The 23,889-nt window shown below is 64.8% G+C and carries 23 protein-coding genes; 15 read left to right on the top strand and 8 right to left on the bottom strand.

What is annotated here, in order from left to right; all coding sequences use genetic code 11:
* Window positions 1-4 precede the first annotated feature (4 nt).
* Window positions 5-670 carry a hypothetical protein gene (locus ABIA30_RS07280; RefSeq protein ID WP_370063677.1) on the top strand — a complete coding sequence of 222 codons (666 nt, stop codon included), beginning with the start codon at window positions 5-7 and terminating at the stop codon, window positions 668-670.
* Window positions 671-681: 11 nt separating this feature from the next.
* Here ABIA30_RS07280 and ABIA30_RS07275 read toward each other — a convergent pair whose 3' ends face one another.
* Complete coding sequence (locus tag ABIA30_RS07275; RefSeq protein WP_370063675.1) at window positions 682-1,701, bottom strand: zinc-binding dehydrogenase; 1,020 nt, start codon at window positions 1,699-1,701, stop codon at window positions 682-684.
* A 73-nt stretch (window positions 1,702-1,774) separates the two neighbouring features.
* On the opposite strand from ABIA30_RS07275, the gene ABIA30_RS07270 reads away from it, so the two are divergent.
* Window positions 1,775-2,356: a TetR/AcrR family transcriptional regulator gene (locus ABIA30_RS07270; RefSeq protein ID WP_370063673.1), complete on the top strand. Its 582-nt coding sequence runs from the start codon at window positions 1,775-1,777 to the stop codon at window positions 2,354-2,356.
* A gap of 98 nt (window positions 2,357-2,454) precedes the next feature.
* A complete protein-coding gene (locus tag ABIA30_RS07265) occupies window positions 2,455-2,745 on the top strand; it encodes a DUF1330 domain-containing protein (RefSeq protein ID WP_370063671.1) in 291 nt (96 codons plus the stop codon).
* A 13-nt stretch (window positions 2,746-2,758) separates the two neighbouring features.
* Here ABIA30_RS07265 and ABIA30_RS07260 read toward each other — a convergent pair whose 3' ends face one another.
* The 3 genes from ABIA30_RS07260 to ABIA30_RS07250 are packed head-to-tail and all read right to left on the bottom strand — an operon-like array spanning window position 2,759 to window position 4,719.
* On the bottom strand, window positions 2,759-3,109 hold the full coding sequence (locus ABIA30_RS07260; RefSeq protein WP_370063669.1) for a thiocyanate hydrolase: 351 nt from the start codon (window positions 3,107-3,109) through the stop codon (window positions 2,759-2,761).
* Complete coding sequence (gene scnC / locus ABIA30_RS07255) at window positions 3,106-3,831, bottom strand: thiocyanate hydrolase subunit gamma (protein ID WP_370063667.1); 726 nt, start codon at window positions 3,829-3,831, stop codon at window positions 3,106-3,108. The genes ABIA30_RS07260 and scnC overlap by 4 nt, the downstream gene beginning before the upstream one ends.
* Before the next feature lie 51 nt (window positions 3,832-3,882).
* Window positions 3,883-4,719, bottom strand: a complete 837-nt coding sequence (locus ABIA30_RS07250; protein WP_370063665.1) for an SH3-like domain-containing protein — start codon at window positions 4,717-4,719, stop codon at window positions 3,883-3,885.
* Between the two features lie 327 nt (window positions 4,720-5,046).
* On the opposite strand from ABIA30_RS07250, the gene ABIA30_RS07245 reads away from it, so the two are divergent.
* A complete protein-coding gene (locus ABIA30_RS07245; protein ID WP_370063663.1) occupies window positions 5,047-6,528 on the top strand; it encodes a diguanylate cyclase in 1,482 nt (493 codons plus the stop codon).
* An 8-nt stretch (window positions 6,529-6,536) separates the two neighbouring features.
* Here ABIA30_RS07245 and ABIA30_RS07240 read toward each other — a convergent pair whose 3' ends face one another.
* Together ABIA30_RS07240 and ABIA30_RS07235 are read right to left on the bottom strand one after the other, a co-directional pair.
* A complete protein-coding gene (locus ABIA30_RS07240) occupies window positions 6,537-7,172 on the bottom strand; it encodes a response regulator (RefSeq protein WP_370063661.1) in 636 nt (211 codons plus the stop codon).
* Window positions 7,150-8,244: a sensor histidine kinase gene (locus ABIA30_RS07235; protein ID WP_370063659.1), complete on the bottom strand. Its 1,095-nt coding sequence runs from the start codon at window positions 8,242-8,244 to the stop codon at window positions 7,150-7,152. The genes ABIA30_RS07240 and ABIA30_RS07235 overlap by 23 nt, the downstream gene beginning before the upstream one ends.
* A 114-nt stretch (window positions 8,245-8,358) precedes the next feature.
* Here ABIA30_RS07235 and ABIA30_RS07230 point away from each other — a divergent pair, with 114 nt between their 5' ends.
* From ABIA30_RS07230 to ABIA30_RS07205, 6 genes are all read left to right on the top strand, one after another.
* On the top strand, window positions 8,359-9,039 hold the full coding sequence (locus ABIA30_RS07230; protein WP_370063657.1) for a VC0807 family protein: 681 nt from the start codon (window positions 8,359-8,361) through the stop codon (window positions 9,037-9,039).
* 569 nt (window positions 9,040-9,608) lie between these two features.
* Window positions 9,609-11,237 (top strand): cellulase family glycosylhydrolase, encoded by a 1,629-nt coding sequence (locus tag ABIA30_RS07225; protein ID WP_370063655.1) that lies wholly within the window; start codon window positions 9,609-9,611, stop codon window positions 11,235-11,237.
* Window positions 11,238-11,288: 51 nt separating this feature from the next.
* A complete protein-coding gene (locus tag ABIA30_RS07220) occupies window positions 11,289-14,582 on the top strand; it encodes an error-prone DNA polymerase (protein WP_370063653.1) in 3,294 nt (1,097 codons plus the stop codon).
* A 162-nt stretch (window positions 14,583-14,744) separates the two neighbouring features.
* Window positions 14,745-16,298: a succinic semialdehyde dehydrogenase gene (locus ABIA30_RS07215; protein WP_370063651.1), complete on the top strand. Its 1,554-nt coding sequence runs from the start codon at window positions 14,745-14,747 to the stop codon at window positions 16,296-16,298.
* A gap of 93 nt (window positions 16,299-16,391) precedes the next feature.
* Window positions 16,392-16,961 (top strand): TetR-like C-terminal domain-containing protein, encoded by a 570-nt coding sequence (locus ABIA30_RS07210; RefSeq protein ID WP_370063649.1) that lies wholly within the window; start codon window positions 16,392-16,394, stop codon window positions 16,959-16,961.
* A gap of 87 nt (window positions 16,962-17,048) precedes the next feature.
* Window positions 17,049-17,690, top strand: a complete 642-nt coding sequence (locus ABIA30_RS07205; protein ID WP_370063647.1) for a nitroreductase family protein — start codon at window positions 17,049-17,051, stop codon at window positions 17,688-17,690.
* A 90-nt stretch (window positions 17,691-17,780) separates the two neighbouring features.
* On the opposite strand, the gene ABIA30_RS07200 is transcribed toward ABIA30_RS07205, so the two are convergent.
* A complete protein-coding gene (locus ABIA30_RS07200; protein WP_370063645.1) occupies window positions 17,781-18,245 on the bottom strand; it encodes a tRNA (cytidine(34)-2'-O)-methyltransferase in 465 nt (154 codons plus the stop codon).
* A 246-nt stretch (window positions 18,246-18,491) separates the two neighbouring features.
* On the opposite strand from ABIA30_RS07200, the gene ABIA30_RS07195 reads away from it, so the two are divergent.
* Genes ABIA30_RS07195 through ABIA30_RS07180 form a run of 4 tightly spaced genes read left to right on the top strand, consistent with a single transcriptional unit; the run spans window position 18,492 to window position 22,422 of the window.
* Window positions 18,492-21,047 (top strand): ATP-binding protein, encoded by a 2,556-nt coding sequence (locus tag ABIA30_RS07195; RefSeq protein ID WP_370063643.1) that lies wholly within the window; start codon window positions 18,492-18,494, stop codon window positions 21,045-21,047.
* Complete coding sequence (locus ABIA30_RS07190) at window positions 21,044-21,460, top strand: roadblock/LC7 domain-containing protein (RefSeq protein WP_370063641.1); 417 nt, start codon at window positions 21,044-21,046, stop codon at window positions 21,458-21,460. The genes ABIA30_RS07195 and ABIA30_RS07190 overlap by 4 nt, the downstream gene beginning before the upstream one ends.
* Window positions 21,461-21,476: 16 nt before the next feature.
* A complete protein-coding gene (locus tag ABIA30_RS07185) occupies window positions 21,477-21,863 on the top strand; it encodes a DUF742 domain-containing protein (protein ID WP_370063639.1) in 387 nt (128 codons plus the stop codon).
* Window positions 21,844-22,422: an ATP/GTP-binding protein gene (locus ABIA30_RS07180; protein WP_370063637.1), complete on the top strand. Its 579-nt coding sequence runs from the start codon at window positions 21,844-21,846 to the stop codon at window positions 22,420-22,422. The genes ABIA30_RS07185 and ABIA30_RS07180 overlap by 20 nt, the downstream gene beginning before the upstream one ends.
* On the opposite strand, the gene ABIA30_RS07175 is transcribed toward ABIA30_RS07180, so the two are convergent.
* On the bottom strand, window positions 22,419-23,168 hold the full coding sequence (locus ABIA30_RS07175) for a DUF1906 domain-containing protein (RefSeq protein WP_370063635.1): 750 nt from the start codon (window positions 23,166-23,168) through the stop codon (window positions 22,419-22,421). The two genes, ABIA30_RS07180 and ABIA30_RS07175, sit on opposite strands and share 4 nt — an antisense overlap.
* On the opposite strand from ABIA30_RS07175, the gene ABIA30_RS07170 reads away from it, so the two are divergent.
* Window positions 23,167-23,757 carry a pentapeptide repeat-containing protein gene (locus tag ABIA30_RS07170; protein ID WP_370063633.1) on the top strand — a complete coding sequence of 197 codons (591 nt, stop codon included), beginning with the start codon at window positions 23,167-23,169 and terminating at the stop codon, window positions 23,755-23,757. The two genes, ABIA30_RS07175 and ABIA30_RS07170, sit on opposite strands and share 2 nt — an antisense overlap.
* Window positions 23,758-23,889: the final 132 nt, after the last annotated feature.

Raw genomic sequence — 23,889 nt, 5'->3', positions numbered from 1 at the left:
AACTGTGACCGACGGCATCGACAGCCATGGCGACGGCGACCTTCTGGTCGTGCATGCCGACAAGGAGATCGGCTCGCCGGCGCACCAACTCGTGTCCGACCCCGCGCTACGCCGCCTCTTCGACGAAGCTGCCATGCTTCGTTACCCCAAGGCCGGCCCCGCACAGACGTTCAAATGCAACATCGCCGTACGCAACGGCTTCGGGCCGAAGATGCGATCAAACCGCTTTCACTACGACCCGAGCGTGCTCACCATGATCGTCCCCATCTTCATTCCTCGTGCCACCGTTGGCAATTGCGGCGAGCTGGTGGCCTTCGGAAACAAACGTCCGTTCCGGCGTTTTGTCGGTACGCATTTGGTCGAAACGGTGCTGACTCACAACCACCTGTATCGACGCCACCTCGCCAAGAAAGTGAACCGATCCGCCGAAAAGTACTTGGTGAACCTGCAACCCGGTGATGCCTACGTGTTCTGGGGTTACCGCCAGTTCCATGGCAACCTGCCGTGCGAGCCCGGGCTCCTTCGGGCGACCTTGGTTGTCGCGTTCGGGGAGGTGCATTCGGGTAGTTGGGCGCTGAACCTGGCGTGGAGATTCAGTCGGAGCCGGCGTCAGGCTGGGCGCCTTCAGCATTCGCCGACAATACCGGCGAGATCAGCCGTGCCGTTGTGAGCGGTCGAACCTCATGATGTGACAACAAGTTTCATAGGGGTGCTCAACAACGCATCGATCGAGTCGTCCCACGGTGAGATGCACGTAGTAACGACAGAAGGGTCGAACCTGCCGCTGGCGACGAGATCCAGTACTTCCGGGATGCGGGGGCGAGCGTGGGCTCGGCCTGTGTGGAACGTGCAGCAGCGTGAGTACATCGCGAAGACCGGCAACGCGACATCGCCGGCCTGGACGCTGACGCTTGTGCAGATCCCGTCCGCACTTGTCGCGTCGACCGCCGCCCGCAGCGCGGTGCTGCCACCACAGGCCTCGACGGTGATCGGGAACCTGCCCACTCGAACGTCAGCCGCTCCTCCGATGGGCTCGGCGCCGAATCTGGCTGCTATGCCGAGGCGTTCGGGGTCGGTATCCAGGTAAACCACTCGGGATGAGCCGAGGGCCACGGCCAGCCCGGCGGCGTAGAGGCCGATTGACGGCGCGGCGCTCCCGCCCAGAATGAGGACTTCTGCTCCGGGCTCGGCAGCAAGGTGCGGGCCGACGGCGCGGAGCGCGTCAGGGATGTTGTCGCTCGCACTGGCCACTGCGACCGGATCGATGTTGTCGGGGATCTTCACGAGCATGGCGTCGGCGTACGGGATGCGCGCAAGGTCTGCCCACAGGCCTCCCCAGTCCAGGCCGCCCAGTGCGCCCAAGCCAAAGCTGGACATCATCGGGTGGCTTGCACAATTGCCGGTGCGGCCCCTTCGGCACGGATCGCAAGTACCGCAGGAGATTTGGAACGGCACCACAACTCGGTCGCCAATGCTGACCGTGCGCACGTCGTCACCGATGGCCACTACTTCTGCCACCCCCTCATGCCCAAAGGGGTACGGGCCCGTAAGCGGGAACTCGCCTCGCAGTACCGCCGGATCGAGATCGCACGTCGCGAGGGCGATCGGCCGCACCAGCGCTTGTCCGGGGTGCTCGATCGTCGGTTCAGGGCAGTTCTCCCACCGCAGGCGTCCGGGGCCATCGAGCATCAGTCTTCGCATGACGCCTATTCTCGCTAGAACGTTCTTTATGGTCAAGTGTCGGTTATCGGGTCCGCGGGCTTACCGTTGTCGCATGGCATCTGATTCGAAGCGGCGGATCGAAGTGGCGGCTGCTGAGCTGCTGGCGCGCAGCGGATACCACGGATTTGGCTTGAAAGCGCTCAGCGAAGCCGCCGGCCTGACCTATGGCTCGATTTATCATCACTTCCCCGGAGGCAAGGAAGAAATCGCCGTAGCCGCGATAACGGGCACCGGCACACTGGTCGGCCGGATGATCCAGCAGGCTCCCGAGGACGTGTTCAAGACATCGACATCGTTGTTCGACTTCATGGCAACCAAGCTCTCCAGCTCGCAATGGACCAGCGGTTGTCCGGTCGGTACTCCGGCGCTCGACGGAGGCAGCGAAGTCGATACCGTCCGCGCAGCCTGCGCGCTGGCGTTCGATTCCATGGAGAACGGATTCACTGCACTCCTCGAGGACCTCGGTATACCGGGACCGGATGCGGAGGCGATCGCCGTGACGGTGGTCGCCGCCTATGAGGGTGCTACCTTGCTCGCCCGCGTGCGTCGGTCACAGGCGCCGCTGGAAGTCGTATCCGCTCAGGTTGCCCGGCTGATCCGCTCGGCAATACAAGACGCAACGGCCAGGGCGTAATTGCTGAGGTTCGCCTCGCGGATGACGACAACCACTGCTGGGTGATGGTGTCACCGGCCCCGCAATACCGATCTCAGAGCAGCGGTTAACGTGGCCGGGTGACCGTCTATGCCGTTGCCCAGCTGCGCTTCACCGATCGTGCGCAGTACGACAAGTATCAAGTGAGATTCCTCGATGTATTCCGGAAGTACTCCGGAACATTGCTTGCGGCTGACGAATCGCCGCGGATTATTGAGGGCGCATGGGACAGGGAAAAGGTTGTACTGATGTCGTTCCCGGATGAGGTCTCATTTCGAGAATGGGCCGAATCGGCTGAGTATCAGGAAATCTCCGCAGATCGGCGCGCCGGTGCCGACTCAGTGGTCCTTCTCATCGACGGGTTGCGCTAGTTCCTGGCGGCGACTACTGCGCTTCGAGCCGCTTGCGGATGGCGGTCAGCCGTTGCCGAAGGTCCTCTTCACCGATGACCCCGCGCGCGAGTAGTGAATGTGCCAACGACACCAGTTGGCTCTCCGGGAACGGAAGGTCGGCATACACCGAGGCTGACAGTTCGTCCTCCTCGTCGCGACGCTCCTTGAAACTGAACGGCACCGCGGCGTCGGGAGCGCAGGAGTTGTCGAGCACGTCGCAGAGTCCGTCGAGGCTTGTCTTCCACGGCGGCAACGGATTTTCCACCCCGTACCTGGCTGCCATGATCGGCCAGGTCTGTTGTCGCCCGACGATCTCGTCGAGCACGACGTAGTTTTCGCTCATTGTTCGATCGGGCGGACGGCCGGCCGAACCAGTGGCTTGACGTTGGTGGTCACGCCCGGTTTGGGTAACGCGACACCGATCAGGCTGTCCCGCGTGATGATCTCGGCGAGCTGCTCCTCGGTCCAACCCCCGGTACCTTCCGGGCGCATCGGCATGACCATGAAACGGTGCTTCTGATTGGAATCCTCAACCCGCACTTCGACGCCGTCGGGTAGCTCCAGTCCGAACTCGGAAAGCACCTGTCGGGGCCAGCGCACGAGCCGGCGGCGGTAATTCGGGGTGCGATACCACTCCGGGGAATTGCCAAGAATCGGACGGGGATAACACGAGCACAGCGCGCAGACGATGACGTTGTGGACCGTCGGGGTGTCCTCGAGAATCTTGAACGCCGTGAAGTCGCTCGGGGTGCCGAAGCCCGTCGGGTCCAGCCAGTCCACTCCGACTTCCTTGGCGGCGGCGACCGCGTCGGTCAGCGCAAGATTCTTGAATGCCGGATCTAGCCAGGCCCTGGCTACCAGGCGCGCCGCAGGGGTGGGGCCGATCTGTTCGGCGTACTCGGTGAATACCCGGTGCTGTTCGGCAGTGAAAAGGCCCTTCTCGATACACAATTCGCGTAGTGCGATCTCCAGTACCTCGAAGTCGGTGATCTCGTCGACCATCGGCTTGACGGTGCGGATGTGATCGCCGTCTACGCTGTGATCGTGTCCGTGGCCATCCGACATGGTGCCGTCCTTTCGGAAAACTCAAGAGGGACAGGTGATTGCACGGTCGGGTCAGACGGCTACGAGCCAGCGTTCAGGAATTTCGGTCTGCAGGGTGTCGTCGGCCGGACCGGTGTAGTGGTCCCATAATTCGGACTGGTTGAACCGCACGATGTACATCCACTCGGGCTTGGCGTCCTCGCGATCCCACGTCTCGTCCTCCGGGGCCGGGGTCTCGTAGGTGACCTCGGCAATGATCCCTTCGGCCCCGCGGCAGTACTCAGGTGTGCGGGTGTAGAACATCGCCGGCAATTCCTTGACGCGCACCCGGTCACCGGGCTTGAAGGTGGCCGGGCCGGCCTGGCCGGCAAAGCGATCCGGATCACCCTTGCCCATCGCTTCAACAATGTGCTTGTTGCGCTTGACTTTTGAGGGATCACCTGCGAACTTCGGCTTCGCTTCCGGGTAGGTGCCGTTCAGCCCACCCGCGTAGCGCTCCTGCACTTCGGTCAGCCGATCGGTCAGCTCACCCCAGCTGATGTACTGCTTCTCAATCAGCAGCCGGCCCACCGCCCACAACCACCGGCTGTAGTACGGCAGACCGAGATAGATGGCCCGGCCGACGTCCACGTTGCCCAGTCGGCGGCGCTCCTCGGAAACCCAGATGCCGCCCCACCCGAGAACCTCGCAGAGCACGTAGGTCATCAACTCCCACTGCTCTTCCTGCTTGTTCTCGTACAGATGCGGGAAGTCCAACTCACCGCCCACGTCATGGGCTGTCTTCAGGTACGCCAGCCAGTGTTCGTGGCTGATGTCATCCGGCAGGGGCCACTCCGGCACTTCCGGGAAGATCGTCTTGAGGCGGGAAACCAGCGCCAACTGCGCCGCGCGCTCACCAGCAGTACTCAACGTAAGCCTCGCTTCCGCAGGGATGTCTTACGGATTGATGGCGCTCAGAACCCAACAGGCAACTTACTCCGGAAAGTCCAATTTTTGAATGCCGAGCTGCCAGGCCTGAGCCGGGTTGTGCGAGCGGCTACGTGTGTCACCGTGTCAGATCGGTTAACTGCCAGGGGAATTCGGAAAAGGCGTGGCCCGGCGTTGGTCCGGATGCCCGCGATGACCGCGACGCCGTCGATATTGTCGGAGCGCCGCCGGTATCTCTAAATTGCGTTGCCAAGTCTGCATGTATCTGGCAAATTTCAGACGCTCATGGCTGCTCTCTACTATGGCCTGATGTGGCGTTTGTCGGTTGAGCGGAGACGTGGTTCTCGATCTGGTATTGCACTGGCCACGGCTTTGCTGGCAATCGGCTACGTGGTGTTCGGCCGGTTGGCGTTCGCGGTATCGGTGGAGCACGACAACGTCACCAGCGTGATGTTCGTGCCGGAGGGTATCGCGCTGGCGTTCTGCGTCTTGTTCGGCCGTCGGGTGACCTGGGGTGTGTTGTTGGGGCAGACGATCCTGTCGGTGTGGACCGGACCGTCGGTTCTCGGTGGAGCGCTGATCGGTGCGATCAACAGTCTGGAGTGCATGCTCGGTGCCGCATTGTTCACCCGCTGGCGCATCTCACCGCGGTTCGACACTCCACGCGACGTCGGGTTGTTCGCCGTTCTGGTCTTCCTGGTGCTGCAGCCCCTGAGCGCCACCGGTGGCGTGGCCGCCATGTGGTGGTTGGGAAGCATCCCGTCCGGGTGGATGCCGGATAAGTGGGACAGCCTGCTGGTGCACGGTGCTCAGCGGCAGCTGACCAGTCTGGATCAGATCCCCGAGGCTTGGACGCACTGGTGGATCGGCAATTCGGTCGGACAGATATTGGTGACGCCGCTGCTGCTGGCATGGGCGGCGACGACTGTGCGGTACAGGTCCACGGATCGGACGGATCTGGTACTCAGCGTGACGACGATCGTCGTCAGCGCGGTGTTGGTGGCCGTTCTGCCCATCGATCCGTTGTTGATTCTCGGGATGACCTATCCGTTGGTCATCTGGTTGGGGCTGCGCCGGGGACTGCGTGGCGTCACGACTGCCAATGCATTGATCGCGCCGGCGGTGTTCTGGGCTGCCACCACGGCCAACGATCTGTTCTCCAAGGTCAGCCTCGCCGGCAGGCTGGCCACCGTAGGGCTTTTCGTGGCGACGACATGGTGCGTCTTCTCGATGATGCTGTTCTCGTTGCTCGAGCAGCGCCGCCGGTTGGCCGAACAACTCGAATTGTTGGCCCGGCAGGATCCCTTGGTGCCGTTGGTGAATCGGCGGTATTTCGTCGAGCGACTGGAGTCGCTGTTGGTGCGGGCCGCTGCCGACGGAACACCCCTGGCGGCGGTGGTGTTCGACGTCGACCATTTCAAGCGCGTCAACGACGAGTACGGGCACATCGTCGGTGACCGGACACTGATGGCTATTGCCACGACCTGCCAGTCGCTGACCGCTGATGACGACCTCGCGGCGCGCATCGGTGGGGAAGAGTTCGCCGTGCTGTTGGTCGGTGCCGATGCCGGCACGGCGGAGCGGTTCGGTGACCGGTTGCGCTCGGCGGTGGCGGGCTTGGCCCTCGGTGATGTCCACGTGACGGTCAGTGTCGGCGTGAGCGTGCTGGAGGCCGGCGACTCGCTCGATGATTTCCTCAACCGCGCGGACGCTGCGTTGTACGCGGCGAAGCGGGCCGGGCGTGACCGGGTGGTGGTCGCGGAAGTTCCGGCGCTTCCGAGTCGCGACTGATTCCCGCGCTAGCGGCTTTTCTCTGCGACAAGTTCGAGTGCTTGCTGCCGAGACTGCACACCGAGTTTGGTGAACATGTTGTTGATGTGCGTCTTGATGGTGGCCACGCTGACGAAGAGTTCCGCGGCGATTTCCCGGTTGCGCAAACCGGTGCCGATCAGCTTCAAGACGCGGGTTTCCTGCTCGGTGAGGCCATAGTGGCGGGCCACTCGATCCAGCCGAGCTCGGTTGGTGAGCGCACCGACCAGTTGCGTGGTGACCTCGCGTCCAAAGGCACCGTGGCCGGCCGCGACGGCGGTGATCGCCGCGATGATCTGAGCGGCGCCGTCGGATTTCGTGATGTAGCCGTGCGCCCCCGCGGCGAGCGCCTCGCTGATCGATGTCTCGTCCGAATACGTGGTCAGCACAAGCACTTTCGTTGATGGAAAGCGAACGACCAACTCGGGCAGCACATCCAATCCGCCGCGGATGGGCATGTGCAGGTCGAGCAGCAGTACATCGGGGCGGTGGGCCTGCACCATCTGCTCCGCTTCGGTACCGTCGGCCGCCGCGCCCACCACTTCGATGCCGTCGGTGAGGCTCAGAATCGTCGTCAATCCTTCGCGTACAGCGGCCTGATCATCAGCGACGACGACCGAGATCATCGGGCACCTCGCAATACAGTTGCCAGAGAACGTCTTTGCGCTCCGCGGTGAAGGTGCCGCCGACCAGACGGGCCCGCTCGTCCATCCCGAGCAGCCCATGACCGGGTACGGGCGGTGGACCGGGCGCGACGGGGTTGCATATGCGCATGGTGACACGATCGTCGGTGTAGGTCACCGTGGCGGTCGCGGTGCCGATTGTGCTATGCCGCTGGATGTTGGTCACGGCCTCGACGGCGATTTGGTTCAGGGCGTCGTTGACAGCCGGGGTGACGATCCGAGGGACGCCGTGCACGTCGACACGCAGTTCTCCCCAGTCGAGTTCGGCGAGTCGATCGGCCAGGCCCCGCAACGTGTCCTCCACTGGATCGTCGAAACGCCGCAGGGCATGAACTGCTCGACGGGCATCGGCCAATCCGTCCTCGGCCAGGCCCCGGGCATCGGTGATGCGCTTGACCAACTGCGGACCGGCCTGTTGCTCGTGAGCGGCGACCATGGCCAATGCGTCGAGTTGGATCACCAACGCCCCCAACGAATGTGCCAGGACGTCGTGCAAATCCCTGGCGATGCGGGTGCGTTCGTCGGCCGCTGCGCTGGTCAGTTCCAGCCGATGCAGCTGGTGATCGCGCCGACGCTGGTGTGCGGCTTCGCGGCGAACCAGGGCGAGAATCGTGCCGAGCGCCACGGGCACCACCACCGACGCGCTGTCGGATACCCGGGCAGATCCGACGGCCATTGCGATGGCGGCGATCGCCGACAGTGCGAGGGCCGCCGCGGCGAACAGGGGTACCACCGCTGGAGCGATGCCTACCACCACCGCCACGCCGGCCGCCAACGGTACGGTGGCCGCCGCCGACCCGATCAGTGTGCCCCACAGCCCCAATGCCGCAGTGGCAGTGCCGAATACGTAGCGCCACCAGGGGTCGTCGCGGCGCATCGGAGCTGCGTACCAGACGGCGACGCCGGCGATCCCGCAACCGATGGCCGCCACCGAGCAATGTCGCGCGATGTCGCCGGCTGCCAGCGCCGCGGTCAGCGCGACCACCACGACGACCAGTACCGAACGTGCGCGCATCACATCAGTGTGTCAAGACCCGCGTGAACGCTGTGGTTCCGGATCCGAGTTTCCACCCGAATCTCCACCCGCCGGTTGATCAGCTGGGCACGCGCCGGCGCACACCATGTTCATATGACTCAAGAGCCATGCGCGTCGGACACTCTGGACAGCGCCGCGTCGACCGACCGACGCGGATCGCAGATGCGCCTCGTAGTTCTCCTACGCAGTCTGTTGTGGGATGTGATGCCCGCGCTGACGGTGTACTACGGGGCGCGGGCGGCAGGCGCCGGCCCGGTGGTGGCGCTGATCTGTGGGTCGGTGTGCGCCGCCGTCCGAACGATATGGGTGGCAGTACGGCGACGCTCTATCGACGGCTTGTCGATTCTGCTGTTGCTCGGTTTCGCGGTCGGCTTGGTCCTGAGCATGTACTTCCAGACCCCGGGGGCGGTGCTGCTGAAGGATTCGGTGACCACTGCGGTCACCGGATTGGTCTTTCTGGTCAGCGCCCTGATCGACCGGCCGCTCACCTATGTGGCGGTGCTGCGCGCGGCGGGAGACGACACCGAACGCCAGACCGAGCTCAGGACTCGCTGGGCTGCCGAGCGCGGGTTCCGTCGCCGGTTCACGGTGATCGCAGTGGTCTGGGGTGTCGGCCTGATCGGTGAGGCGCTAGCTCGTATTCCGCTGGTGCTGGCCCTGCCTGCCGACGATGCGGTGGTCGGTTCGAATCTGCTCGCCGCTGGAGTCATCGGAGGGCTGTTCGGATGGAGCGCCTGGTATCGGCGGCGGGCGCAGGCAGCGCTGCCCGCCTAGCAGACCACTGAAGTAGCCGAGGTGCCTGGCAGCGGATTTATGGGGCTGCGCCCAGTTCGCGGAGCAAATCATCATTGATTCCGCAGCGACTACCGATCAACAGACTTGGGCTACCGGGTGCGATATCCGAGACCGCATACAGCGAATGGACCCACCACGACGCAGGATCGTGGATATGCACGAAGAACCATGGCCTGTGGCAATCTTTCCGGTGACCCGGACCTGAGCGGTTGGCGCTGGGTGCCGGGTTGATCTGTTCGACGCTTCGCTGGTCGGCTACGAGCTATCGTTGACATCGGCTTGGGCGACAATAAATACGTCTTCAACTGCATAAATGAGTTGAATCGCTATCTGTGGTGAATTATTTGGCAATCGCCAAAATTCGTGAATTTTTGATACTAATAGTTCGTTTGGGCGTTTGTTCGGGTTGCAATTCTTGCGACACCGCAAACTGATTGACGATGACGTCAAAAGGGTCTACTACTGATGCATTGGAGCAACACCATTGAAGTTGAAGGCCTTCCTCTTCTGCGGACCGATGTATCAATGCAGCAAGTTGGGGAAACGCCATGCCTGCACACCGCAACCTTCTCCGCATCATCAACACGTATTCGGTGCCCGCTCTCACTGTCGCGGTCATCGCTGCCTCGGCGAGTCTGCATCCGCCCGCTGACCCGGGGTTCGCCACTCGAAGCGAGCAGGTCGAACTGGCGGCGACGATCGACACCGCGTCGAGTGCCGTGGGCGTCTCGGAATCCAGCCTCTATTTCATGGGCCAGAGCGATCTGAACACCGCGATGTCCGAATTGCAGACCATGGGTGTCACGCAGATTCGGGTGCTGCTGCCGTGGGAAGCGATGGAGCCGACCGACGGTACGTACAGCTGGGCCCAGGCCGACCAGCTTCTCAACACCGCGGCCAAATACGGCATCGCGGTCGACGCCGACATCACCAGCACCCCGACCTGGGCGAGCAGCTACAGCAACAACGGCCTGATCCCGGACGCCCAGCCCAACGCCTCGGCGGATGCCGCGTACGCCTCCTTTGCGGCAGCTGTCGCGTCCCGGTACACCAGCAAGATCTCGGCGATCGAGGTCTGGAACGAACCCAACGGCTACACCGGTTGGTACCCCACGCCGAACGCCGCGGACTACACCCAATTGCTGAAAGACGCCTACAGCGCGATCAAAGCTGCCGACCCCAACATCACCGTCGTCGGCGGTGTGCTCGGGGCGGGCATCTCGATCGGAACTCTGACCATCAACCCGGTCACCTTCCTGCAGCAGATGTACGCCGCCGGTGCCGAAGGGTACTTCGACGCGCTCTCATTCCACCCGTACAACGACACCAGCACCTTCTCGGCCGGTACCACGTTCGCGAACTCGGCCATCGATCAGCTCGAGGCACTGCGCGCGCTGATGAACGCCAATGGCGATGCCGCCAAACTGATCTGGGCCACCGAATACGGGGAGTCGTCTGCGGATTCGGGCGGCCAGGCCCAACAGGCTGCATATATCCAGGATTTCCTCACCACCTGGTCGAACCTGGCCGGCGTCGGCCCGATGTTCCTCTACTCACTGCTCGATGACAGCCAGGGCGACAACTTGGGGCTGTTCACCGACAATTGGACCGCCAAGTCTGCCGTTGCCGTCGTCGAAGCCTGGATCGTCGCCCATCCCGCGGCGGCTACCGCAGTCGGCGCTGTCGGTTCCGTCGTGACCGGCATCGGTGCCGTGGTCCAGGCTTTGAGCTCCGCTGTCTCAAGTCTGGTCTCTGGCGTCGTCAGCTTCGTGCAACACGTGGTCTCCGGAATCGCCGCCGCGGTGGCAAGTTTCGTCAAGGCCCTGACCTCTGGTCTCGGCTCCCTGGTCGGGGCTGCAGCCAGTGCGGCGCCGCACGCCGGGGCGGTCGCGGCAGCCGCAAAGCCCAAAGCCGCGTCGGCTACCTTGACGACCGGTCGGGCGGTCAAGTCGGTCGCAGTGGCCGCCGCGACTGCGGGCGCCACCTCTTCGGGTAGTGGCATCGGGGTCGGCTCTTCGTCTTCTAACCCGCAGTCCGGTTCGGGTACTTCCGGTGACCACGGCAAGAAAGACAAGAAGGATCACGCGAAGCCGGACCAGCCGGGCGCCGCCAAATCGCAGACGCCGGCGCAGGCCAACACCTCGGGCCGTACCGTCCATCACGGCACGTCGCACTAGACCGAAGCGCAACCGCCAGCATATCGAACGTTTGTTCGATATGCTGGTTTGGTGGGTTGGCACAACGGACCGCCGGGCTGGGCGGAGATGCAGCGGGTGCTTGAGGGCAAACCGCGGTTGGCCGGTGCATCCCCGGAGCCTTTTGCCGATGGCGGGGACAGTCCGGCCTGGTCGCGTAAGCGCGGGGAGTATCGGCCGGCGGAACGTCCACGACGGTCCGGTGTGTCGGTTCCGTATGCCGAGTTGCACGCCCACTCCGCGTACAGCTTTCTGGACGGCGCCAGCACCCCCGAAGAACTGGTGGAGGAGGCCGTCCGGCTGGATCTGCGGGCCATCGCGCTGACCGACCACGACGGTCTCTATGGCGTCGTACGCTTCGCCGAAGCAGCCAAAGAACTTGACATGGCAACGGTTTTCGGTGCTGAACTCTCGCTCAGTAACACCGCCCGCACCGAGCTTCCCGATCCACCCGGGCCGCATCTGCTGGTACTGGCCCGCGGGCCGGAGGGCTACCGGAGGTTGTCCCGGGAATTGGCCCGGGCCCACCTGGCCGGTGGCGAGAAGGGGGTGCTGAGCTACGACCTCGACCGGCTGACCGAGGCCGCCGGCGGGCACTGGCACATTCTCACCGGGTGCCGCAAAGGTCATGTGCGCCAAGCATTGTCGACGGGAGGTGCCGAGGCGGCGGGTGAAGCACTGGCCGATCTGGTGGAGCGATTCGGCGCGGATCGGGTCAGCGTCGAGTTGACTCACCATGGGCATCCGTACGACGACGAGCAGAACGCCGTGCTGGCCGCGCTGGCGCCGCGGTTCGGCCTGGACGTCATCGCCACCACCGCAGCGCATTTCGCCGCACCCGAACGCGGAAAGCTGGCCATGGCGATGGGTGCCATCCGGGCCCGTAACTCGATGGATGCCGCGGAGGGTTGGCTGGCCCCGCTGGGTGGGTCGTACCTGCGATCAGGCGATGAGATGGCGCGGTTGTTCGCCCACTGTCCGGATGTGGTAACTGCGGCCGCCGAACTGGGGGAGCAGTGTGCGTTCGAATTGCGTTTGATCGCACCGCAATTGCCGCCGTTCGAGGTACCGGCCGGGCACACCGAGGTCAGTTGGCTGCGCAAGTTGGTGGCCAAGGGGGCGGCTCGGCGCTACGGCCTCGCATCGGAGGAAGCCGAGGCGTACGAACAGATCGAGCACGAGCTGAAAATCATCGAGGAGCTGAACTTCCCGGGTTACTTCCTGGTGGTGCACAGCATTACCAAGTTCTGCAGGGACCACGACATTCTGTGTCAGGGCCGGGGGTCGGCGGCCAATTCGGCGGTCTGCTACGCCCTCGGCATCACCAATGTGGATCCGGTCAAGTACGAGCTGCTGTTCGAGCGGTTTCTGTCCACGGCCCGCGACGGCCCCCCGGACATCGACATCGACATCGAATCGGACCGCCGTGAAGAGGCCATCCAGTTCGTCTATGAGAAATACGGCCGGGACTACGCCGCGCAGGTGGCCAACGTCATCACCTACCGCGGCCGCAGCGCGGTTCGGGACATGGCTCGGGCCCTTGGCTTTTCGCAAGGGCAGCAGGACGCCTGGAGCAAGCAGATCAGCCGATGGAATGGGCTCGCGGACTCTCCGGACGTCGAGGATATTCCGGGTCAGGTGATCGATCTGGCGTTGCAGATCAAGAATCTGCCGCGGCACATGGGGATTCACTCCGGCGGCATGGTGATCTGTGACCGCCCGATTGCCGACGTGTGTCCGGTGGAGTGGGCCCGGATGGAAAATCGAAGTGTGCTTCAGTGGGATAAAGACGACTGTGCGGCAATCGGTTTGGTGAAGTTCGACCTGCTCGGGCTGGGCATGCTCTCGGCTCTGCACTACATGATCGATCTGGCCGAGGAGCACAAGGGCATCGAGGTCGACCTGGCCAAGCTGGATCTGTCCGAGCCCGCGGTGTACGAGATGCTGCAGCGGGCCGATTCGGTCGGGGTGTTCCAGGTTGAATCCCGGGCGCAGATGGCCACCCTGCCCCGGTTGAAACCCGAGAAGTTCTACGACCTGGTGGTCGAGGTGGCGCTGATCCGGCCCGGGCCGATTCAGGGTGGGTCGGTACATCCGTACATCCGGCGGCACAACGGCTTGGAAGAGCCGGATTGCGAACATGATTCGATGAAGCCGGCGCTGGGGCGGACGCTGGGGGTGCCGCTGTTTCAGGAACAGCTCATGCAGCTGGCCGTCGACTGCGCCGGTTTCAGCCCGGCCGAAGCCGACCAGCTGCGCCGGGCCATGGGCTCCAAACGGTCTACCGAACGGATGCGCGAGCTACGCGGCCGGTTCTACGACGGTATGCGCGAACTGCACGACATCACCGGGCCGATGGCCGACCGGATCTACGAAAAGCTCGAAGCCTTCGCCAATTTCGGCTTCCCGGAGAGTCACGCGCTGAGTTTCGCCTCACTGGTGTTCTCCTCGTCCTGGTTCAAGTTGCATCACCCTGCGCTGTTCTGTGCGGCCCTGCTGCGGGCCCAGCCGATGGGGTTCTACTCGCCGCAATCGTTGGTGGCCGATGCCCGTCGGCACGGAGTGGTGGTGCACGGCCCGGATCTGAACGCTTCACTGGCGTATGCGACGTGTGAAAACCAGGGGACCGAGGTGCGGTTGGGGTTGGGCGCGGTCCGGCACATCGGTGACGAGTTGGCGCAGCGCATCGTCGAGGAGCGAAAAGTCAACGGGCCGTACGGTACTTTGCTCGATCTGACCGGCCGGGTGCAGCTGTCGGTCCCGCAGACCGAGGCGCTGGCCACTGCCGGTGCACTGGGTTGTTTCGGGATCGCTCGGCGCGAAGGACTGTGGGCGGCCGGCGCGGCGGCCACCGAACGTCCAGACCGGCTGCCCGGTGTGGGGTCGTCTTCGCACGTGCCGCCTCTGCCCGGCATGAGCGCGCTGGAACTGGCGGCCGCCGACGTGTGGGCCACCGGGGTCTCCCCGGACAGCTATCCCACCCAGTTCCTGCGCGCGGAGTTGGACGCGCGGGGCGTGGTGCCCGCGAATCGGTTGTTGGATGTACCTGACGGCACCCGGATTCTGGTGGCCGGAGCGGTGACTCACCGGCAGCGTCCGGCTACTGCGCAGGGGGTGACGTTCGTCAACCTCGAGGACGAGACCGGGATGGTCAACGTGTTGTGCGTGCCAGGGGTGTGGGCGCGGCACCGACGTCTGGCGCAGACCGCGACGGCGCTGGTGGTACGGGGCATCGTGCAGAACGCCAGTGGCGCGGTCACCCTGCTGGCGGATCGGATGGGTCCGCTCGATCTGCAAGTGACGGCCAAGTCGCGAGACTTCCAGTGAAAACATACCCAGACAGATCAAGTGGCTTTGCCCAAATTATTGACATATGGCCGTTTTTGTAAAATGCTCAACAGGTGGACGGCAGTTGTCTGTCCCGTAGTGTTAGCCGAGACCGCCGGTACTGCATCACTGCACATCCGCGACCGACTCAGGGGAGCCATCATGCCTGCACCATCAGCATCGGTTTTCGACCGTCTGCGCGAATTGGCCGCGATCGAAGATCCCGAGGCCCGGCCGACCCGGACCATCGACGAGGTCTTCACCGGCAAGCCGTTGGCCGTCATCCCGGTCGCGACGGCTGCCGATGCTGAGACTGCCTTCGTGAAAGCACGTGCAGCGCAGCGTGATTGGGCCGCCCGACCGGTCGCTGACCGGGCTCAGGTGATCGCCCGTTATCGGGATCTGGTCACCGAGAATCGCGAGTTCCTGATGGACCTGCTGCAGGCCGAAGCCGGCAAGGCGCGGTGGGCGGCCCAGGAAGAAGTGATCGACCTGATCGCCAACGCCGACTACTACTCGAAGGTGGCGCCGGGGCTGCTCAAGCCCAAGCGGGTTCCGGGGTTGCTCCCGGGCCTGAACAAGACCACCGTCTCGTACCAGCCGAAGGGCGTGGTCGGCGTCATCTCGCCCTGGAACTACCCCATGACGTTGACCGTGTCGGATGCGGTACCCGCGCTGGTCGCCGGCAATGCGGTGGTGGTCAAGCCGGACAGTCAGACGCCTTACTGTGCGCTGGCATGCGCCGAGCTGCTGTACCGGGCCGGGCTGCCGCGACATCTCTACGCGGTGGTGCCGGGTCCGGGCTCGGTGGTGGGTACAGCCATCGCCGACAACTGTGACTATCTGATGTTCACCGGTTCGTCGGCCACCGGAAGCCAGCTCGCCGAGCACGCCGGCCGTCGGCTGATCGGCTTCTCGGCCGAGCTCGGCGGCAAGAACGCGATGATCGTGACCCGCGGTGCGGATCTGAGCAAGGTGGCCAAGGCGGCGCTGCGGGCCTGCTTCTCCAATGCCGGACAGCTGTGCATCTCGATCGAGCGGATCTACGTCGAGCAGGCAATCGCCGAGGAATTCACCACGAAGTTCGGTGCGGCGGTGCGCAATATGAAGCTCGGTACCGCGTACGACTTCTCCGACGACATGGGCAGCCTGATCTCCGAGGGGCAGCTCAAGACCGTCTCTGGTCACGTCGATGATGCAAAGGTCAAGGGCGCCAAGGTGATTGCCGGCGGTAACGCCCGGCCGGACATCGGTCCGCTGTTCTACGAGCCCACCGTGCTCGCCGACGTCAGTGCGGATATGGAGTGCGCGACCAACGAGACGTTCGGACCGTTGGTCTCGATCTACCCGGTTGCCGATGTCGAGGAAGCGATCGAGAAGGCCAACGACACCGAATACGGACTCAACGCCAGTGTGTGGGCGGCTACGCCCGTAGAGGGCGAGCGGATCGCGGCCCGACTGCGGTCCGGGACCGTCAACGTCAACGAGGGCTATGCCCTGGCCTGGGGCAGCCTCGGTGCCCCGATGGGCGGCATGGGGATCTCCGGCGTCGGCCGCCGGCACGGCGCCGAAGGCCTGCTCAAGTATGTTGAGTCACAGACCATTTCGACCGCCCGAGTGATCAACCTGGACCCGCCGCTGGGGATGCCGGCCACTCTTTGGCAGAAGTCGTTGGTGCCCGTCGTGCGCGCAGTCATGAAGCTGCCCCGGCACTGAACCGGGCTGCCCCACACGGCCCTGCCGTGTCGGCGCCTGGTTGTAATATCGCTCAGTCGATCAGCTTGAGGATCTGACAGGGGGATGATGGCGGTGTCGGAAAGTCCAGACGGCGAGCCGGACGCCGCGCGTAAGCGAGTGCTCGCCGCTGCGTTCGACGAGGTGACCCGTTGGGGTATCGAACGTTTCAGCGTGGAGAACCTGGCCGCCCGCCACGGTATCGACCAAGCCGTGATCGATACGTACTGGAGCGACGAGGAAGCGCTGCTGCTCGAGGTCCTGGTGGAGTGGCCGGGGCGTTCCTACGTCTCGCCGGATACCGGTTCACTGGCCGGCGACCTGACCGCCATGGCGATGGCCATGGCGGAGTACATCAGCTCCGAACCGGGACGCAAGATCCAGGGTGCGTTGGTGATACCGGACCGCTCGGGATTGCGCGTCGCCGTCCGTCAAAAGGTATGGCTGCTCCGATCGGCGGTGGTACAGGACATCTTCGCCCGGGCTATGGCGCGCGGCGAGATGCGTCAGGACGTCGATACGCGGACGGTCCTACAGATGCTGTTGGCCCCGATCAACATGCGGGTACTGCTCACCCGTGAGCCCGTCGACGAGCATTATTGCCGGACGGTGGTCGAGCTGATGTGCCGGGCGGTGGCGCCCTAGCAAGCGAAAGTCGTTGGCCTGACCAGGATTTTCCCGGTCATCGGCCATTTGCTTAGGTGGGCTTGTGGTTGGCGGTAGTCTGCGGCCATGAATCTGAATCTCACCGCCGACGACGTTCTGACCTCGACCCGATCGGTGCGCAAGCGCCTGGATTTCGACAAGCCGGTGCCGCGTGAGGTTTTGATGGAGTGTCTGGATCTGGCGCTGCAGGCACCGACGGGGTCCAACGCCCAGGGCTGGCAGTTCCTGTTCGTCGAGGACGAGGCCAAGAAGAAGGCGCTGGCCGACATCTACCGCGCCAGCGGCACCCCGTATCTGGCCATGCCGACACCGGAGCGCGGCGACGCCCGCGATGACCGCGCTGGCGCGGTGGTGAGCTCGGCCAAGTACCTCAACGAGAACCTCGAGAAGGCCCCCGTCTTCCTGATCCCGTGTCTGGAGGGCCGGCCCGAGGGCGCCGACGCCGGAATGCAGGCGTCGTACTGGGGCTCGCTGCTGCCGGCCGTGTGGAGCTTCATGCTGGCGCTGCGGTCCCGCGGGCTGGGCTCGGCATGGACGACGCTGCACCTGATCGGCGACGGCGAGAAGCAGGCCGCTGAGATCCTGGGCCTCCCGTTCGAGCGTTACACCCAGGGCGGGCTGTTCCCGATCGCGTACACCAAGGGCACCGACTTCAAGAAGGCACAGCGGCTGCCTGCCGAGCAGCTCACGCATTGGGACACCTGGTGAGCTGAACCGGCCTCAATCTGCGCCGACGCTACGGTTTGTGACGGGTTTCGACGATTTTCTCGCCAGAAACCGTAGTTTCGACGCAAGGTGTCAGATGCCGCCGGCGAAACCGAGCTGACGCCAGGCCTCGTACGCAGCCACTGCGGCTGCGTTCGACAGATTCAACGATCGCCGCCCGGGCAGCATCGGAATGCGTACCTGGGCGGTGATGTGCGGGTCGGCCAACGTCGCCGCATCCAACCCCGTGGGCTCGGGGCCGAACATCAGCACATCACCGGCTTGGTAGGCCACGTCGGCGAACGACGACGGCGCATGCGCGGTGAAGGCGAATACCCGCGCCGGCATCAGCGCCTGCCACGCGCTGGAAAGATCCGGATGGACGGTGACCACCGCCAGGTCGTGATAGTCCAACCCGGCGCGGCGCAGCTTCGGCTCGGACAGGTCGAAGCCCAGCGGTTCGACAAGGTGCAGCTCGGCCCCGGTGGCGGCGACCATCCGGATCGCGTTTCCCGTGTTGGGTGCGATCCGCGGGGAGTAGAACAGCACTCGGAGCATGGCCGAATTATCCGGTCTTGGCGGGTCGCATTTGCGCGGGGCTGTGGAACGCAACTGTGCAACACCTCGGTCACGAACTCCCTGGAGTCTGTGACATATCTAGAAACCCCTGTTCGTCGCTGCCATACTTCACCAAATTGCCAGCGGAAGCGCATACCCGCGTGGGCACCACCGGCAGGGAAGCCATATGAATCAGGCGTCAATAGCGAATAGCGGCTCCGCGGCCCATCACCAGGCCGGGCCGCGATGACGTCGTTCGACGAACCGGAGCTGGCGGCCGACGACCTCACCGACCCGCCGGTGCGCAAGCCCCCGCGGTGGGCACTGTCGAACTGGCCGGTCGGCTGGAAGGTCTTCGCGATCGCCTTCGTTCCGCTGGCGCTGGCGGGAACCCTCGGTGGCCTGCGTATTTATGACGGCTGGACCGGCGCGGCCGACCTGCGCGTGGCGGCTGATCGCGCCAACATGGTGCCGACGATCGAGAACTACATGTCGGCCTTGGATGCGGCGCTGTTGGCCAGCTCCACCGGAGCCGATGCCCAGGCTGCGACCGCTTCATTCGCCAACAGCAAGTCGGAACTGGAACATCAACTGGGCACCACCGACGTCACTCCAGATGTGCGGGGTGGCATCACGACGCTCCTGGCCGGCGGGCAAGGGCTACTGGACAAGGTCGCCGCGGGCGGCGTCGGGCTGCGCGAGCGGGTCACGAGTTATGCGCCCATCCTGCTGACCGCCGAAGATGCCATCAACGGATCGGTGCGTATCGATGATGCGAAGATCCGTGCGCAGACCCAAGGCCTGAGCCGCGCGGTCGGCGCCCGCGGCCAGATGATGATGCAGCAGTTGCTGGTCAATCAGGGCGGCGAACTGCCCGATCCGGAACTGCGCAATTCGATGACGACCCTGGCCGGTACCGAACCGTCGACGTTGTTCGGGATGAGCGAGCTGCTCGGCGTCGGTTCGCCCGATGCGCGCACGCTGCAGCAGGAAATGGTCAAACGGATGGCCATGATGTCCGACCCGGGCGTGACGCTGGTCGACAACCCGGATCTGACCCAGTCCATCAAGACCACCAGCGATATCGCCAACTCGTTGATCGCCGGTGCCGCGAAATCGGTGACCTCGGCGGTCGACGATCAGGCCGCCGCCAAGCGCAGCACCGCGATGCGGGATTCGGTGTTCGTCGCCGCCGCCATGCTGTTGACGATCCTGCTGGTGCTGCTGGTGGCCCGTTCGCTGGTGCGTCCGTTGCGGATGCTGCGTGACGGCGCGCTGCGGGTCGCCCATCAGGACCTGGTCCGCGAACTCGACGCGATGCGAGCCGGTGGTGACCCGCCGGCGGTGCGTCCGCTGCCGGTGTACACCACCGAGGAGGTCGGTCAGGTCGCCCACGCTATCGACGAACTGCACGAGCAGGCCGTGCTGCTGGCCGGTGAGCAGAGCCGCCTGCAGTTGCAGGTCGGCGACATGTTCGAAACACTGTCGCGACGCAACCGATCCCTGGTGGACCAGCAGCTGTCGGTGATCGATCAACTGGAACGCGACGAGCAGGATCCGCAGCGACTGGACAGCCTGTTCCGGTTGGACCATCTGGCCACCCGGATGCGACGCAACGGTGCCAACCTGCTGGTGTTGGCCGGCGCGAATGCCCCACGCGAGCAAACAGATTCGGTGCCGTTGCCGGCGCTGATCAACGCCGCGGCCTCCGAGGTGGAGGACTACGCGCGGGTGGTCGCAGAGACGGTGCCCGACACCGAGATCCACGGAACGCTGGCCTCCGATCTGGTGCACGTGCTGGCCGAATTGCTCGACAACGCATTGCGCAACTCACCGCCCTCGTCGCAGGTGCAGGTGACAGGTGGGCACGCCTCCGACGGCGCACTGGTGCTGGAGATCCGCGATGCCGGCCTCGGCATGACCGACGCCGACCTGCGCATGGCGAACATCCGGATGCGCTCGGGCGGAGAGATCGACGCCTACACCGCCCGGCACATGGGCCTGTTCGTGGTCGGCCGGCTGGCCGCCCGGTATGGGGTCGACGTGCGGCTGCGCGGCGCCGTCGACGGAAGTTCGGGTACCACCGCCGAGGTCCGGGTGCCCTATGCCTTGCTGGTCGGCGGACCTGAACCGCTGCAGCACTGGGATGCCGACCCCAACGCCGGTGTCGAGCCCGATCCGGACCTCGACACCGACCATCAGGGCTTCGCCCCGATCATCGAACCGGTGGCCGCGGCCGCACCGGCTGTCGACGAAGGCCATTCGATCGACCTGTCGGGTCTGGCTCTACCGCAACGCAATCCGGGCTCCAGCGGCATCGTCGAGTCGCCCGCCGCGGCCGGCGCGCCGACCAACACCGCGTCGTTCTTCGCCGCGCGGAGCCGGGTGACCGAACAACCGGAAGCGCCGCAAGCGCCGGCGGAGCAGCAGCCGAAGTCTTCGGCGACTGCGGGAAGTGAGGACGCCATTTTCCAGAAGATGTTGTCCGAGTGGCTGATCGACGATCCGAACGAGTTGGCGCACAGTACGGATCTGGACTGGAAGTCGGTGTGGGACCACGGTTGGTCTGCGGCGGCCGCGGCCGACGAGGCGCCGGTGGTCGAACGCACCGATGAAGGCCTGCCGGTACGTCAGCCCGGGGCTCGGCTGGTGCCGGGTGCCCCCGATGAGGTTGCCGGCGAAAGCACCACGGATGATGAACCGGTGCGAGATCCTGAGGCAGTACGGGCCAGCTTCAGCAGTCATTTCGGCGGAGTGCAGGCCGGCCGGTCGCAAGCCAACGACACCGGGAGCACGCCATGACCCAGCAACGTGAGTCGCTGGACTGGCTGGTGTCCAAGTTCGCCCGCGAGGTGTCCGGGGTGTCGCACGCCATCCTGGTCTCGGCGGACGGTCTGCTGATGGCCGCCAGCGAGCACATGCCGACCGAACGCGCCGACCAGCTGGCCGCCGTGACCTCCGGGCTGGCCAGCCTGGCCTCGGGTGCCGCGCAGCTCTTCGACGGCGGGCACGTGATGCAGTCGGTGGTCGAGATGCAGAACGGCTACCTGTTGTTGATGCGGGTCGGCGACGGATCCAACCTGGCGACACTGGCCGCGCGATCCTGCGATATCGGGCAGATCGGTTACGAGATGGCGATCCTGGTCGAGCGCGTCGGCACCGTCGTCCAGTCCGCCCGCCGAACCTCTGCCCAATCCGTGCACGGCACGGGCTAACCGCCATAGGCCAGCGATGGACCGCCCACTCGACCCCTGGGAACCGGAGTTGTCCGGTGACCAGCCGAGTCTGGTGCGGCCCTACACCCTGACCGCGGGGCGTACCAGCACCGGCGTCGAGCTGTCATGGGAAGCGCCGATCCACACTCGCGAGGGCATGCCCGCACCGCCCTGGCCCGGCGGCGACGTGCGCTCGATGATCCTGAAACTGGGTACGGCCCGGCCTTCGGTGGCCGAGATCGCGGCAAAGTTGGCAATCCCACTCGGTGTTGCGCGTGTGCTGATCGGTGACTTGGTCTCGCAGGGTTATCTTCAAGTACATGCCACGCTCGGCGATCAGGCGAGCATCGAGGACCGGCGTGACTTGATAGGAAGGACACTGCGTGGCCTACGAGCGCTCTGACCGGCACGGCCCCGCGTCGACCAAGATCGTCGTCTCGGGTGGGTTCGGTGCTGGTAAGACGACGTTCGTCGGCTCGGTGTCGGAGATCATGCCGCTGCGTACCGAGGCGATCGTCACCACGGCCTCCGCGGGCGTGGATGCTCTGGCCGGTACCCCGGACAAGAGCACCACCACCGTCGCGATGGATTTCGGTCGCATCACGCTGGCCGACGACCTGGTCCTGTACCTGTTCGGCACGCCGGGGCAGCGCCGGTTCTGGTTCATGTGGGACGACCTGGTACGCGGCGCGATCGGGGCGATCATCCTGGTCGACGTCCGCCGGCTGCAGGACAGCTTCGCCGCAGTCGACTTCTTCGAGGCGCGTGGGTTGCCGTTCATCGTTGCCGTCAATGAATTCGCCGGTGCGCCACGGCATCCCGGTCACGCGGTGCGCACGGCGCTGGCGTTGGCCGATCACATTCCGGTGGTCTCGGTCGACGCGCGCGACCAGCGGTCGGCGCGCAATGCGTTGATCACGGTCACCGAGTACGCGTTGATGAAGCTGGGCGCATCCGCCTAACGAGCCAGATCCCACTGGCCGAAGTCGGCCGCCAGGATGTTGTCTTCGTCGACGTGGATGTCGCCGATCATGGTCCCGGGATCCTGCGCCGTCACCACCGTCGACTGAAACAGCACCGCCATTGGCGCACGTTGTCCGCCCGACCAGGCCTTGGTCTGCCAGGCCCACCGGTATCCGGGACTGGTGGATTGGCCGATGACACCGTCGTCGGCCGCCCAGGTGACCTGGCGGGCGCCACCGTAGATGCCGGTGCGCTGCACTCCAAGCACTGAGTTGATGCCTCGGAACCATTGCAGCGCAGTGCTTTTCCACGTCGGTGCGTCGATGTCCTCGTCGACGCTGAAGAAGATCGGGGCGGTGGCGGGACCACCGGCCGCGGTATGCAGGTTCAATGCGGTGCGGGCGTCGGCCACCCCGCCGTCGAAGCCCCGGGTGAAGTCCGACGGGCTGTTGACCCAGCCCGGCTTGCCGTACTGGTAGACGCTGACCACGTGCAGGCCCGCGGCGCGTAGGGCGTCGGCGTAGGCGCGGGTCACCGGCTTGAAGTCGAAGGTTGCGCCGGGACGGAGCTCTGAGACGTAGACGATCACCCCGGCGTAGCCCGCTGCGGCTACCTGGTCCACCGGCACCAGACGCTGCGCGAAGTCGATCATCTTGGTGCCGTCGGCTTTTGCAGGGGCTGGCGCCGCCGTGGCGGCCAGTGCGGTAGCCGACAAGGCGAGGAAGCCGCGGCGTGAAACGGGCATGGCGATATCGTACGAAGCCGTGACTGACACCGACGAGCATTGGGTTGACCGGGAATTCGACGGTGTGGTCTTCCGCGACGAATACGACGGCGACTTGAGTCGGCTGCGCACCGAGCGGGTGGTGTTCACCGATTGCGATTTCAGCGGCGTCGACCTGACCGAGTCCGAACACACCGGATCGGCATTCCGCAACTGCACATTCCGGCGGACATCATTGGCGCACAGCATCTTCCGGCACTGCACGTTGTTGGGGTCGACGTTCACCGAATGCTCGCTGCGGCCGATCACCATGGTCGAGGTGGATCTGCGGCTGGCTGTGCTGGCCGGCTGCGACCTGCGCTCGGTGGATCTGTCGGACTGCCGGCTTGCCGAGGCGTCGTTGGTCGGCACCGATCTGCGCAAGGCGGTGCTGCGGGGCACAGACCTGTTGGGCGCCCGCTGTCAGAACGCGAAGTTCGAGCAGGCCGACCTACGTGGCGCGCGGGTCGATGCCACCTTCTGGACCACGGCGTCGGCGCGGGGCGCTCGTATCGATGTGGACCAGGCGATCGCCTATGCGGTAGCGCACGGGCTGGATTTGTCGTCCTGACGAGTCGAATTCGTCAGGCGCCATGACTTGTCTGGTGTCGCCGTTCGATCCGAAGGCGTCAACTTTTGTTGACATTGTCAACAAAAGTTGACGGCCCGCAGCCGGACGCACTGTGGGGGATGCCGGGGATCG

It is taken from the genome of Mycobacterium sp. MAA66 (assembly GCF_041261665.1).
Lineage (GTDB): Bacteria > Actinomycetota > Actinomycetes > Mycobacteriales > Mycobacteriaceae > Mycobacterium.
This window is presented reverse-complemented; position numbering and strand designations above follow the sequence as displayed.